At 61.4% G+C, this 13,131-nt stretch carries 14 protein-coding genes; 4 read left to right on the plus strand and 10 right to left on the minus strand.

The window, feature by feature from the left end; all coding sequences use genetic code 11:
- The first annotated feature begins 13 nt into the window (after nt 1–13).
- Nucleotides 14–793, plus strand: a complete 780-nt coding sequence (locus BBTA_RS29795) for an ABC transporter permease (RefSeq protein WP_041751665.1) — start codon at nt 14–16, stop codon at nt 791–793.
- A gap of 379 nt (nt 794–1,172) precedes the next feature.
- On the opposite strand, the gene BBTA_RS29800 is transcribed toward BBTA_RS29795, so the two are convergent.
- The 7 genes from BBTA_RS29800 to BBTA_RS29830 all read right to left on the minus strand — a co-directional run bounded on the left by BBTA_RS29800 (nt 1,173) and on the right by BBTA_RS29830 (nt 7,413).
- The gene (locus tag BBTA_RS29800; protein WP_012040933.1) at nt 1,173–2,756 is read right to left on the minus strand and encodes an IS66 family transposase; all 1,584 of its coding nucleotides are present in this window, start codon (nt 2,754–2,756) and stop codon (nt 1,173–1,175) included.
- A gap of 76 nt (nt 2,757–2,832) precedes the next feature.
- Entirely contained in the window at nt 2,833–3,180 is a 348-nt protein-coding gene (gene tnpB, locus BBTA_RS29805) for an IS66 family insertion sequence element accessory protein TnpB (protein WP_012040934.1), read from the minus strand.
- Nucleotides 3,177–3,578 (minus strand): transposase, encoded by a 402-nt coding sequence (locus BBTA_RS29810; protein ID WP_012040935.1) that lies wholly within the window; start codon nt 3,576–3,578, stop codon nt 3,177–3,179. Before BBTA_RS29810 ends, tnpB begins: the two co-directional genes overlap by 4 nt.
- Before the next feature lie 56 nt (nt 3,579–3,634).
- Nucleotides 3,635–4,462, minus strand: coding sequence for a phosphonate ABC transporter ATP-binding protein (gene phnC, locus BBTA_RS29815; protein ID WP_012046221.1), 828 nt, complete (start codon nt 4,460–4,462; stop codon nt 3,635–3,637).
- Nucleotides 4,463–4,465: 3 nt separating this feature from the next.
- Nucleotides 4,466–5,278 carry a phosphonate ABC transporter, permease protein PhnE gene (phnE, locus tag BBTA_RS29820; RefSeq protein ID WP_041750970.1) on the minus strand — a complete coding sequence of 271 codons (813 nt, stop codon included), beginning with the start codon at nt 5,276–5,278 and terminating at the stop codon, nt 4,466–4,468.
- 58 nt (nt 5,279–5,336) lie between these two features.
- The gene (locus BBTA_RS29825) at nt 5,337–6,215 is read right to left on the minus strand and encodes a phosphate/phosphite/phosphonate ABC transporter substrate-binding protein (RefSeq protein WP_012046223.1); all 879 of its coding nucleotides are present in this window, start codon (nt 6,213–6,215) and stop codon (nt 5,337–5,339) included.
- A 307-nt stretch (nt 6,216–6,522) separates the two neighbouring features.
- Nucleotides 6,523–7,413, minus strand: a complete 891-nt coding sequence (locus tag BBTA_RS29830; protein WP_012046225.1) for a phytanoyl-CoA dioxygenase family protein — start codon at nt 7,411–7,413, stop codon at nt 6,523–6,525.
- Between the two features lie 401 nt (nt 7,414–7,814).
- On the opposite strand from BBTA_RS29830, the gene BBTA_RS29835 reads away from it, so the two are divergent.
- Nucleotides 7,815–8,555 carry a GntR family transcriptional regulator gene (locus tag BBTA_RS29835; RefSeq protein ID WP_012046226.1) on the plus strand — a complete coding sequence of 247 codons (741 nt, stop codon included), beginning with the start codon at nt 7,815–7,817 and terminating at the stop codon, nt 8,553–8,555.
- Nucleotides 8,556–8,787: 232 nt separating this feature from the next.
- On the opposite strand, the gene BBTA_RS40340 is transcribed toward BBTA_RS29835, so the two are convergent.
- The 3 genes from BBTA_RS40340 to BBTA_RS29845 are packed head-to-tail and all read right to left on the minus strand — an operon-like array spanning nt 8,788 to nt 9,594.
- Complete coding sequence (locus tag BBTA_RS40340) at nt 8,788–9,003, minus strand: hypothetical protein (protein WP_148221526.1); 216 nt, start codon at nt 9,001–9,003, stop codon at nt 8,788–8,790.
- The gene (locus tag BBTA_RS29840) at nt 9,000–9,266 is read right to left on the minus strand and encodes a conjugal transfer protein TraD (RefSeq protein WP_041750971.1); all 267 of its coding nucleotides are present in this window, start codon (nt 9,264–9,266) and stop codon (nt 9,000–9,002) included. Before BBTA_RS29840 ends, BBTA_RS40340 begins: the two co-directional genes overlap by 4 nt.
- Nucleotide 9,267: 1 nt before the next feature.
- Nucleotides 9,268–9,594 carry a conjugal transfer protein TraD gene (locus BBTA_RS29845; protein ID WP_063996990.1) on the minus strand — a complete coding sequence of 109 codons (327 nt, stop codon included), beginning with the start codon at nt 9,592–9,594 and terminating at the stop codon, nt 9,268–9,270.
- 171 nt (nt 9,595–9,765) lie between these two features.
- Between BBTA_RS29845 and traA the strand changes: the two genes are divergently transcribed.
- Together traA and BBTA_RS29855 are read left to right on the plus strand one after the other, a co-directional pair.
- Nucleotides 9,766–12,714 (plus strand): Ti-type conjugative transfer relaxase TraA, encoded by a 2,949-nt coding sequence (gene traA / locus BBTA_RS29850; protein WP_012046228.1) that lies wholly within the window; start codon nt 9,766–9,768, stop codon nt 12,712–12,714.
- 129 nt (nt 12,715–12,843) lie between these two features.
- On the plus strand, nt 12,844–13,059 hold the full coding sequence (locus BBTA_RS29855; protein WP_012046229.1) for an AlpA family transcriptional regulator: 216 nt from the start codon (nt 12,844–12,846) through the stop codon (nt 13,057–13,059).
- Nucleotides 13,060–13,131 lie beyond the last annotated feature (72 nt).

The raw sequence follows: 13,131 nt of genomic DNA on the forward strand, positions 1-13,131 counted from the left end.
ACACCGGGGAAGCATGAACGGCGTCAATCTGGCCAAGGGGTTGATCGGCATCGCAACTTTCCTGGCCGCATGGCAATTTCTAAGCGTGACCAAAATGGTCGACCCTGTGCTGCTTCCGCCTCCGACAGACATATTCAAGAGCAGCCTTGAACTTCTGCAAAGTGGTGAGCTCGCCAAACATGCGGCCATAAGTGCCAGAAGGGCGGCGGGCGGATTCGTGGTTGGCGCCCTGCCGGCAATCGTTATCGGCCTTCTGACGGCACGGCTTCCCCGCTTGGCGGCCTATGTAGACCCACTTCTGCAAATGTTTCGCTCCATTCCGCCGCTTGCCCTCGTACCTTTCGGCGTGTTTTGGTTTGGAATCGGTGAAACCTCCAAAATTGCTCTCGTAGCCTGGAGCGTCTTCTTTCCAGTGTGGGTCAACACGGAAGCAGGCGTGAGGGAGGTTAGTCCGCTTCTGGTGCGGGCAGCATTTTGCCTTGGAGCAAAGCGATGGCAGATGTTTTTCTTCGTGCACTTGCCGGCCGCACTCCCTTACATCATCACGGGTCTTAAGGTGAGCTTGTCGGCTGCAATTTCGACGCTTGTGGCGGCAGAACTAGCGGGTGCCGTGTATGGGCTTGGTTACCTCGTGCAAATCTCCCAGCAAGTGTTCCGGGTGGACTTGATGTTTGTCGGCCTGATTGCTCTCGGCATGGGAAGCTTGATCGTGAATAGGGTGTTCGACATCTGCGTCAAAGCGCTGGCTCCTTGGTATGGAGGAGAGAGAGAGGCTGTATCCGAGTCCGCGTAGGGGTTCGGCAACCATGGTCGGCTGAGATAGTCCGCTCAAGGTGAACGCGATTGGCTTAGACCAGTTGCATTTTCTTGCCGCGCTGTGAATGGGTCGGGTGCAAGATGCGCCGATTGAGGCAAGCTCCAAAATTGGTGCTCGCAGGCGCTTTCGATCCTCACCTGCGCGACGGGGCTAACCGACGGACGGGCTCAAACGCCATCGGAAACCAAGACGGGATCCCGATCACCCAAACCAAGGACCGCGCTGCGTTCTTTTTCCACGGTCGAGTAGCGGTCCGGCATCCCGGAGTGCCCGGTCGTCGCAGTGTTCGATCGCGGGTCCGCGGAACCGTACGCATCCGGCCAGCACCCCAGGCACGATGACTACCGCGAAGCGCTCAGGCAGCAACGGCGGCCTTTGACCGTTGGTTCGCCTTCCAATTCCAGGGAAGCAATTCGTTGACTTTGTTCGCGGGGTGATCTGGAAGCCTGGCCAGCACGTCCGCGAGCCAGGCTTGCGGATCGACGTCGTTCATCTTGCAAGTTTCGATCAAGGTATAGACGGCGGCAGCCCGATGGCCGCCAACGTCTGAACCGGCAAAGGTCCAATTCCTTCTTCCGACCGCCACACCCCGCAACGCTCGTTCGGCGGCGTTGTTCGTAAGACAGACGCGACCGTCGTCGAGGAAGCGGGTGAACGCTGCCCAGCCGTTGAAGAGGTAGTTGATCGCTTTGGCGGTGTCGTTCTTGGTGGAGAGTAACGCTTGCTGCTGGCGCATCCAGATTTCAAGCTCGGCAACGAGCGGCCGCGATCGTTCACGGCGTACGAGAAGCCGCTGTTCCGGGGTTTTGCCATTAATGCTGCGCTCGATCTCGAACAGCATGTCGATACGACGCACCGCCTCGCTGGCGACCGGCGCCTCTCCCTGTTTTACCAGGTCGACAAACTTCCTCCGGCCGTGGCTCCAGCAAGCCGCTTCAACGATCGGAGCCGGCTTCCTTTGAGCCATGTAGAGCTGGTTGTATCCATCAAAGGCATCGGCCTGCATGAGGCCCACATAGCCGGCAAGATGGCCTTGCGGATGCTCCCCGGCACGACTGCGCGAGTAATGGAACACCGCCGCCGGTGGATCCCGACCGCCAAACGGCCGGTCGTCGCGAACGTAGGTCCAGATCCGGCCGGTGACAGTCTTCAGTTTCGCCAGCACGGGCACCGTCGTGTCATCGGCATGGATGCGTTCCGCGCTCATGACATGAGTCCGGATAGCCTCAATAATTGGGGCGAGCGCCACCACGCAGGCCCCGATCCGATCCGCCAGGGTCGAGACATCGATCTCGATCCCTTCCCGGGCATAGGTCTGGCTCTGCCGGTTCAGCGGCTGATGCAGCAGGAACTTGTTGACCAGCACCATCGCCAGCAGGCTCGGCCCGGCGAAGCCACGCGGGATCGGATGGGACGGTGCCGGCGCCTCGGTAATCGCCTCGCAGTCCCGGCAGGAGAACTTTTCGCGGACGTGCTCGATGATCTTCCAGCGCCGCGGCTCGCATTCAAGGGTCTTCGATACAACCTCGCCAAGCTTGTGCAGCCGCTCGCTGCCGCACTTACCGCAGGCGCAAGGCGCGGGTTCGACGATACGTTCGACCGGCAGATTATCTGGCAGGGGACGTCGCGGCGGCCGCGGATTTTGTGCGCGCTTCTGTTTGGCGGCTTCAGGTGCCGCGATCTCGGCCCTGGTTTCCTGCTCGGCCTGGGTCTCTTCAAGATCCTCGATGGCCAGCTCAAGCTGCTCGACCAGCAGCCTGCCGCGTTCAGAAGATTGCCCGAACTGCTCGCGCCGTGCCTTGGCCAGCATCAGCTTCAGCCGCTCGATTTCCAGGCGGCCGACGGTCACTTCGCTCTTGGCCAGCGTCAGCTGCTCGCGCTGCGCAAGGATCATCGCATGCGCAGCGGCAAGATCGGCGGGAAGCGGATCGGAGGACATCGTCACACCGACAAATCAATCATATTCGCCGCTAAAAATCCCGCCGGATTTCCTTCGTGAGTCAAAAAGCCACAGCTTATCCGGAAGCCTGCGGCCGCCAGGTTGCCTGCGGCATCCGCCAATCAATTCCGGACAAGAGATAGGATAGTTGCGCAACGCTGATCGTGACAACGCCGTCCGCCACCGATGGCCACAGAAAGCGGCCGCGCTCCAACCGCTTCGTGAAGAGACACGCGCCCTGGCCGTCATGCCAAATGATCTTGATCAGGTCGCCCCGACGGCCCCTAAAAACATAGAGATCACCAACGTGCGGATCCCGCTTCAAGCTCTCCTGAACCAGACGTGCCAGGCTCGGGAATCCGCGCCGCATATCGGTATGGCCGGTCGCAAGCCACACCCGCACATTACCCGGTATGGCAATCATCGGCGCTCAAGCACGTCGAGCACCCGCGCCAGCGCCTCGGGATCAACCTGTGCATCCACCCGGATGCGTCGCCGGTTGCCAAGATCGATCTCGATCAAGCCACTCCGCGCGGTCGGCATGGGCTGCAACCGTCGGTCATCTTTGGATAGCGGCTTCGCTTCTTCCGCGCTCGGTGCCACCGCTGCGGCGATCTGCACCGGCGCAAAACATGGCCCGTCATTCACGACCGTACGGGCCTGGCGGCGCCAGGTGAACACGACGCTGGCCGCGACACCGTTGCGGCGCGCAACATCTGTCACCTTGGCGCCCGGTACCAGGGTTTCCTCGACGATCCGCGCCTTGTCATCTTGCGACCAGCGCCGCCGCCGCTCCAACCCGCCTAAAACCTCGACCCGCATCGCCTGATGACCTTAAAGCTAGACTTAAGGTCACACGCTTCGCGAAATATACCGCATCAGACAAGACGGCGCTCGTCGGATGCGTACGCGGAACCGTAGAGCGCGTCATAAGCAGCCTCGTTCAAGCTCCGCGTCGGCGCATCGATGACAACGCAGCCGCGCGCAAGACCGATGACGCGATCGGTGAAGGTTCGCGCATAGCCGACCTGATGCAGGCTGCAAATCACGGCAACGCCTTCGTCGCGGGCGATGTCCTTGAGAAGTTGCATGACCCCGGCAGCCGAACTGGGGTCGAGACTTGCAACCGGCTCGTCGGCGACGATCAACCGTGGCTCCTGGGCAAGCGCGCGCGCGATCGCGACCCGCTGCTGCTGTCCGCCCGAAAGCGTGTCGGCGCGCTGGAGTGCGTGATCGAGCATGCCGACACGCTCCAGGCATTCGAACGCCTTGAGCTTGTCCGCGCGTTCGAAACGGCGGAATACACCCCGCCAGGTCGGTAAATGGCCGAGCCGCCCGGCAAGTACGTTGTCGAGAGCCGTGAGCCGCCGCACCAGATTGAATTGCTGGAAGACGACCGCGATTTGCCGTAGATCGCGGGGCGTCAGCCGCTCGATCTCGGTGCCGCCGAAGCGAATGCGCCCCGTGTCCGATTTGGCCGAACCGGTGATACAGCGAAACAGCGTGGTTTTACCGGCGCCGCTCGGCCCCAGAACCGCAACGAACTCATGCTCCATCAACGTGAAGCTTACATTCTCTACCGCCGATCGCGCACCGAAGCTCTTCGAGAAGCTCTCGACGGAAAGTACCGGCGGCTTGCCGACAATGTCCGGTTGCGGGCAAAAGGCGAGCCCATCGGCAGATATCCTGTTCACGGGGTCACCCATTGGTCATACGAGCCTCTTGCGCAGCCACCCCGACAGCCAGTCCAGCGCCGTCACGACAATGAGGATGACCGCTATGATTGTGAAGAGCCGGGAGAAGTCGAGAAGGTCCATGCTGTTCTTCAGCTCCTGACCGATGCCGCCGGCGCCGACAACGCCCAACACCGTGGAGGCGCGGACATTGAACTCCAGCCAGAACAGCGAGGTTGAGAGCAGAAGCGGCAGAATATCCGGCAGGAGCCCATATGTGAGTGCAGTAAGCCGTCCCGCACCGGTTGCGCGGATCGCATCGTGAGGACCGAGGTCGGTGCTTTCGATCTGATCGGCGAAGAACTTGGCGGCCGTGCCGGCCGTATGAAGCATTATGCCGAGCACACCTGCGAACGGCCCGAGCCCGACCGCCGCCACGAACAACAGCGCAAACACAAAGGAATCGATCCCGCGCAGCGCATTCAGAAACCATCTCGTCGGGAAATACAGCCACGGTAAAGGCGTGATATTGCGGCTCGCAAGGATTGCAAACGGCAGTCCGATCAGTGTGGCCAGCGTTGTGCCGATCGCTGCCATCGCGACCGTCTCCGCCGTTCGCCAAAGGAACAGCGGGAGCTCGTCGAACCTCGGCGGCCAGGCCCGCGACAGCCAGTCCCAAAGTTTAGGGAGACCCATGCCGAGCTTGCCGAGGTCGAGTTGTGCGAGATCGGCGGCCACGAGATAGAACGCAACAATGGCCGCAACGAGCAGCCAGCCTTTGACTCGCGCAACGCTGAATGTGCGTTGCGCGGCTTCGAGCTTCGCCAGCGCTTCTGCAGCGGTTTTCATCCCGCCGTAACGAGTGATCGCACCGTCGAGGAGACGTCCCGCTCCCGTAGCGTTCATCTCACACCTTTGCCTTGATCTTGCCGACGGAGATACCGGCATTTTCGATCGACCTGTAGGAGGCATGGGTCGCCGCGACGAAGCCGGTGTACCGGTTCGGCAGCAGCAACTTTGCCTGTTCGACCGTGATCGCGGTCAGGATGGCCTGCACTTTGCTCGACATCTCGGCGGAAGCGTTGGCGGGTACCGCGATGGCATCGTTGGGCAGCGGGTCTGATGTCCAGATGATCTTGTTTGAGTCCTCCTTGACCCGGCCGGACGCGATCATTGCATTGCGGTTGCGGTCGAAGTCGGTAGCCATGTCCACTTGGCCAGACGAGACGGCGATCTCGTTGGCCGCGTGTGTGGCCCCGTCACTGTACTTCCAGAAGGCCTTGGGATCGATTTTCCAGACTTCCTTTGCGTAGAAGGTCGGGATCAACCAGCCGGAAGTGGAGCCGACGTCGGCAAAGGAAATCGACTTGTCCCTCGTATCGTCGGGGAATTTCGTCACCTTGAGATCGGGCCGCGCAATGATGATGGCCTGATAAGTCGGCTTTTCATCATATTTGGCGGTGGCGACCGCCCGACAACCGGTCGCATTGTTGGCAATGATGTAGCCCCACGGCCCCATCCACGCCAGATCGAGCTGACCGCCGCCCATGGCAACTGCCATCCCGGCCCAATCGGTGGTCGCCGCCAGCTCGAAATCTGCACCGAGTTCTTTTGCAATGTGGGCAAATACCGGTCCGAACGCCTTTTTCGTGTCCTCGGGGTTGGGCAGAAGCGGCCCAACCGCGAACCGAAGCTTCTTGGTCTGCGCGATGGCTGGCCGAAAAACTGAAGTGGCCGCAGCCGCTGCCGCAGTGGTCGCCAGGAACTTGCGTCTGTTAATGCTCATAACGTCTCCACACATTGCTAGATCGAATAAGGACTAACTTAAGGGTCTGTAGATTGATGCCTTCGCTCGCGAACTCGACGTACAGCGCTCCGCCGGCGACCAGCACCGCACGGACCGAGTTTCTTTCATCCAAGCCCCGTTTCCAGAAACGGGGCGGACACACCCAGATCGCTCCACTTGCTTCCGCAAAATTCGCCGTAAGCCCGACCTGCGGCGCAAATCCGGCTTCGCAACTGACGGCGACATCGGCCCTGACCCGCACGTCGCAAGAATCAAACGCGCGCGGTTGTACCCAAGGATTGCGCGCTCAATTCACCTCGGCGGGACGATCGTAGAGCAAGCGCCGCGCCCGCTTCTGGTTGTCGAACAGGCTGAACCGTTCTTGCGCTTCGGGCGGCATCGGAAAGGGCACGGGGCACGGCAGTGCGACCATCCTCGGGTTGCGGGTCGATTGTCCGCAAACCATGTCCGCTTCATACTGGTCCCAGTTCCTCACGCCCAACAGCGGCCACGCGTCAGCCGCAGCATATCCAATCAAAAGCAACCGGCGGGGCTGGGCGGACATGTTTGGTCCGGAGGCGTGCATTGTACGGACATGGTGGAACGACACGGTCCCTGCCGGACCAACGCACTCTTCGGCGCCGGTGGCGTTCACAGGATCGGCATCCAGATCGACCGCGCTGCAGAAGTACCCGGTATCAGGGTTGTGGTGATCGTAGATCTTGCCTTGGTGCGAGCCAGGCAGGCACAGCAGAGGCCCATTAACACTGGTGATATCGTCCAGGAACACGCCCACCGTCAGGAACGCGTCGTTGGTGTGCGGATAAAAGCACCAATCCTGGTGCCACTCGACGGGCGAACCGATCCGGCCCGGCTTCAGGTTGATCTTGGAGTTGTGTACTCGTACGTCTGGGCCGATCAGCTTCTGGAGACTATCGATAAGGGCGGGATGTCGCACGAACTCCCTGAAGAAGTCGAAGTGCCTGTGCGGCATCTCGATTCGACGAACGGCGGGTTGTTCCGGAGTGTGGGATGGCTCGAGCTCGAAGGTCGGCGTCGGACTTGTTAGCGCTGAGGCTTCGACAATCAACTCGTCAGTGACACGCCGCAACTCGCCGATCTCCTGTTCGGCAAAGAGCCCCTCGGCGACGGTAAAACCTTTGGTGTGATATTCGGCGACGTGACGATCCGTCAACATGCTCCGCTCCTTCCTGGTGACGGGCGGCGCGATCAGCGACGCCGCCCCGTTCGAAATCCCCTCCAGCGCTCACTTGTCCACTCAAGCTAGCTGGCAACCCGCGTTGTTCTGATAGCTCTCTGCGGTGACAGGGGCGTGTATAGTATGTGTCGGTGGTGCGACATTCGCTCCATTGCGCAAAAATACTGCCTGGATCGACTGTTCGATTAGACAAGTGGCTTAGACCAGTTGTATGGCTGTGTTGATTGTCATGAATGCAGAAAGACTCCTGCAGCAGACACGAAACCCGCTGCAGTTTCGCGACATAAGCATTACAAATTATCTTCTCCGCGCAGTGGTCTACGTTAGCGCAACCGAGCCGCATTATTCCCGACAGCAACCATCTTCGATGCGATGTCATCATGAGCGAACAGCAGCAAGCCCGGCGACGGTCGGACCACGAAGAGCGCGGGGTCTATCTTCACATTGCACGGCAGCTTCAGGGACGTATCCGCGCCGCCTATAAATCGGGTGACCGGCTGCCGTCGGAGCGCGCGTTGGCGCACGAGTTCAATGTGCACCGGAATACGATCCGGCGCGCGATCGAAGCGCTGAACAAGGCGGGCATAATTTCAACGACCTGGGGCGCCCGGAGTGTCGTGACGAAGAAGCGGCTCAACCATCGTATCACCTTCAATACGAGTTTCACCGCGTCGGCACTGGCGGCAGGCGTTACCCCCAGAACGGAATTGATTTCGGCCGCGGATCTCCCGTCCCGCACCTCGCTCCAGATCTGTCGCCGCGTCCTGCAAAGGGACCCGACCGGCGAGGTCACCACCGTTCGGTATATGGACGACGAGCCCGTTTGCTGGATCCGGCAATTGCTGTTTGGGTTTAATGCGCAGTGGCTCATGGAGGGCTTTACTGGAGCTTCCGTCCACGAATGGATGTGCGAGAAGATCGGCGTCAGTCCTCAACGTATCGAGACCATCGTCGGAGCCGATCGCGCAACGAGCATCGATTGCAAAATGCTGCGGGTGCCCCGCGGGGCCTCGATCTTGTATTCCCACAGCGTCAACAATGATCCGCGAACCCAGGAATTGATGGAATTGTCGATCACTCGCTTCAGGAGTGAAGCCGCGGAATTGAGAATGACGCTGTAGAAGCCCGGTGGAGCAAGAATGCCGGACTGCGAAAGCCACACACGACGAACGCGCCACAATAGCCCTTAGGACTTCTTGAGCCTCCTTCCGTCTTCTCAACCAGCTCAATCACCATCTGCGTACTATCGCATTCGAACCGTTGATTTACGGCGCATTCGCGCTCGGGCTGAAATCTCGGTTTGCTGGAGAGGCCGATCCTGACCTCTGGAATGTGCTGAGAGGAACTCGCCACTCACGACACCGGCCAGCGAATTGCGATGGCGGGCCAAGCATCGACCTGATGTACAGGTGTGAAGAGATCATTTTGAAGCAATTTGACGCCTTCTGATCGGACGATTTTGGTTCGTCTTGGTTCAGTTTGCGTCGGAGAACCTGCGGCGACGTTTGCATGATCGAACATTACCCCGGCACGCAGTCGTTCGGCTGACATCCCATCGTCATGCATCAACGACGAACTCCTGAAACAGTTCGATCTGTCCCCTTCTGTGTTGCCGGATCCGCCTCGAACGCCTGCTTCCCCTTTGCGCCCCATAGCTCGCGCGCCTGTGCGCCTTGATCGCTTTTGAGCTTGTCTGCCATCCAAAGCAGCGCGCCAAGGATGGTAGCGCGATCATCGCCGGTCAGGTCGATGAGTCCAGCTTTCACGACGAGCCCGCCGAGTTCGATCAGATGCCGCGTGCGCTTGCGGCGCTCGACTTGCCATGTGCGCATATCATGCCGAGCCCTTGCTGCCTGGCGACGGTTGCGCGCCGCCCAGTTTCGCCGGAGCGCCGCCAGTGTTGCGCTCAGCTGCCGGTGCAGTTCGCCGCGCCCGGCCCTGAAAGAACGCGGCCCCACGTTTTGCCCATGCCTCCTTTCTTGCAGTGTCCTTCGTCTCTGCCAGCATGATCAGTGCGCCTGCCAGTTCGTCGGCGCCGAGGCTATCTGCTCCGGTGGCGATGACCACTTCGCCGAGCTGCTGCACCTTGCGGCTCTTGAGGTCGCGTGCCTTGTCCTGAAGTGCTTTCAGTTCCCCATCGAAATCCCGTGGCTTGCGCATCACGTTCTCCAGCAATGTTGATGGAGTGATGATAGTCGAGCGCCCGGTGTAATGCTGTAAGGTTACCGGGACGGCTTGAGACGGTGTAATCCCGCCCGAGAATTTTTCGAAGGAGGGCGCGCTTATACGTCGTTCCGACGTGCGCTTCTCCGTGTAGATGATTCGGTCGCGATGGCGATCTATCATCTTCACGTCAAGGTCATTGGCCGCAAGTCTGGCTCCAGCGCGGTGGCGTCGGCCGCCTACCGCTCGGGCTCGCGGCTGCGCGACGAGCGGCTTGACCGCAGCCACGATTTTTCCGGCAAGCGCGGCGTCGCTCATTCCGAGGTGATGCTGCCTGAACATGCGCCGGAAGCGTGGAGCGACCGTGAACGGCTCTGGAACGATGTCGAGGCGTTCGAGGTTCGCAAGGACGCCCAGCTTGCCCGTGAGGTCGAATTCGCCATCCCGCGCGAGATGACGCAAGCTCAAGGCATCGAACTGGCCCGCGACTTCGCGCAGGCGGAGTTTGTAAGTTTGGGCATGATTGCCGATCTCAATGTGCATTGGGACATCGGCGAAGACGGTCTGGCCAAACCCCATGCCCACGTCATGCTGACCATGCGCGCGATGGACGAGAATGGCTTTGGTCCCAAGGTCCGGGACTGGAACCGCACGGAGATGATCGAGCGTTGGCGCGAACGCTGGGCGGGGCTTGCCAATGAGCGGCTGGCGGAACTCGACATCGACGCGCGGATCGACCATCGCAGCTTCGAGGCGCAGGGGATCGCGCTGGAGCCGCAAAGCCAGATCGGCGCACCCGCGCAACGGATCGAGCGCGAAGGAAACGAGGCCGACCGCGCCGAGATGCACCGCGAGATCGCGCGCGGCAATGGCGCGCGGATCATCGCCGATCCTTCCCTCGGGCTGGACGCGATCACGCGACAGCAATCGACCTTCACGCAGCGAGACATAGCGAAGTTCGCCCACCGTCACAGCGACGGTCTCGACCAGTTCAATGAGGTCATGGGCGCGATGCGTAGCGCTCCAGATCTTGTCGAACTCGGCAATGACGCTCGCGGCGAGGATCGGTTCACCACCCGCGAGATGATCGAGGCTGAACAGCGCCTGCACCGCGCCGCCGAACTCATGGCGGAACGGGAGCGCCATGAGTTGCGTGACACGGATCGCGAAGCGGCTTTGGCGCGTGCGGAAGCGCGCGGCCTTGTCCTTTCGAGCGAGCAAGCTGATGCGCTGTCGCATGTCACGGATGGGCGCGATTTGGGCGTCGTGGTCGGCCATGCCGGAACGGGAAAGAGCGCGATGCTGGGCGTGGCGCGGGAGGCATGGGAAGCAGCGGGCTACGAGGTCCGGGGCGTAACACTGTCTGGCATTGCGGCGGAAAACCTCGAAGGCGGATCGGGAATCTCGTCACGCACCATTGCGAGCATGGAACATGGCTGGGGACAGGGCCGCGACCTGCTCACGATCCGCGACGTGCTTGTCATCGACGAGGCGGGCATGGTCGGCACACGGCAGTTGGAACGCGTACTGTCCCATGCTGCCGACGCCGGCGCCAAGGTCGTGCTGGTCGGCGATCCGCAACAGCTGCAAGCAATAGAAGCGGGAGCGGCCTTCCGCTCGATCCATGAACGCCATGGCGGTGCCGAGATCGGCGAGGTGCGCCGTCAGCGCCAGGACTGGCAGCAGGACGCCACCCGTGATCTCGCCAACGGCAAAACCGGCCATGCGCTGGAGGCCTATCGCTCTCACGGCATGGTGCATGAGGCCCAAACACGCGAGCAGGCGCGCGACGATCTGATCGACCGCTGGGACCGCGACCGGCAGGCATCGCCGGACCGTGCCTGCATCATCCTCACCCATACCAATGACGAGGTGCGCGCGCTCAACGAGGCTGCGCGGACGCGGATGCGTGCCGCCGGTGATCTCGGCAATGAGGTGCGTTTGACCGTCGAGCGCGGCGACCGCGGCTTCGCCAGCGGGGATCGCGTCATGTTCCTGCAAAACGAACGTGGCCTCGGCGTGAAGAACGGCACCCTCGGCACCATCGAACAGGTGAGCGCGCAGTCCATCACCGTTCAGACCGACGATGGCCGATCCGTGCACTTTGATCTCAAAGATTTCAACCGCATCGACCATGGCTATGCGGCGACCATCCACAAGGCGCAGGGCATGACGGTGGACCGCATCCATGTGCTGGCGACACCGGGCATGGATGCCCATAGCAGCTATGTCGCCCTGTCACGACACCGCGACGGCGTGGAGCTGCATTATGGCCGCGACGATTTTGCCAATCGGGACCGGCTCACCCGCACCCTGTCGCGCGACCGGTCGAAGGACATGGCTTTGGATTACGAGCAGCGCGATCCGGTCCAGAGCTATGCCGAGCGGCGCGGCATCACCTTCGGCGAGCGCGTTGCCGAAATTGTCAAGAAGATCGTGCCGGAGAAAGTGCGCAACATGTTCGACGGCCTGCGGCCGTCTCCCCACGCCGTCCCTGGCCCGGACGGCACGCGGAGGCTGGAACTGGAAGCGTCGGAAAAGAAGTCGGTGGAAGACCTGGAAGCGGCGCTGCGCAAGGCCCGCACCAAGGCGCTGCTCCGCCATGCCCAAGCCGTGGATGCGATCTTCGATATCCATGAGCGGGGCGGCAAGGCCAGCCCGACACAGGTGAAGGAATTGCAGGAGGCCCGCAAGGTCTTCGAGGGGGTGCGGCCCTATGGCTCGCACGACGCCGAAGCCGCCTACAAGAAGAATCCGGAACTCGCCCGCGAGGCGGCTGGCGGCCAGGTCAACCGCGCCATCCGCGCGCTCCAGCTCGAAACCGAGCTGCGGACCGATCCGAGCCGCCGCGCCGACCGTTTCGTGGAACGCTGGCAGAAGCTCGACCACACCAGCCAGCGTCAATATCAGGCTGGCGACATGTCCGGCTACAACGCGACGCGCTCGACGATGGGCGACATGGCCAAAAGCCTCGAACGCGATCCGCAAATGGAATCCATCCTCGCCAACCGCAAGAAAGACCTCGGCATCGCGTTCGAATCAGGCCGCCGGCTCGGCCAGGAGTTGGCCTTTACCCACGGCATCGACCTTGGCCGCGGCCGAGGCATCGGAATTTGACCCATCCTATTTTCCGCCGTCTCTCCGCCACGCTCCAACGAGTCGAAAAACCCCTCTTGCGCGTCTTCGAACGCCAGCCTGTCTGGTCTCAGCAGCCGTCAGAAACAGCCAGCAGGAGGCCGCGCGGCCATGCGCGAACCGGACCGTATCATCCGTCTGAAAACTGTCCTTTCCCGGACCGGGCTGTCCCGGTCCACCATCTACCGCAAGATCGCCGAAGGCACGTTCCCGGCTCAGCTCAAAATCAGCACCAACGGGACCGGCTGGCATGAATCCGACATCAACCGCTGGATCGCAGATCCTGTCGGATGGCGTCCGACAGGCGAGTTCGATGAAGTCCGCTGAGGTCAGTGGTTGCCTGCCTTCGGCCAGACCATCCGGCGGCATGTCCTTTTGCTGCTGACAGCAGTGAACCGG

The organism is Bradyrhizobium sp. BTAi1 (assembly GCF_000015165.1).
In the GTDB taxonomy this organism is placed as follows: Bacteria; Pseudomonadota; Alphaproteobacteria; order Rhizobiales; family Xanthobacteraceae; genus Bradyrhizobium; species Bradyrhizobium denitrificans.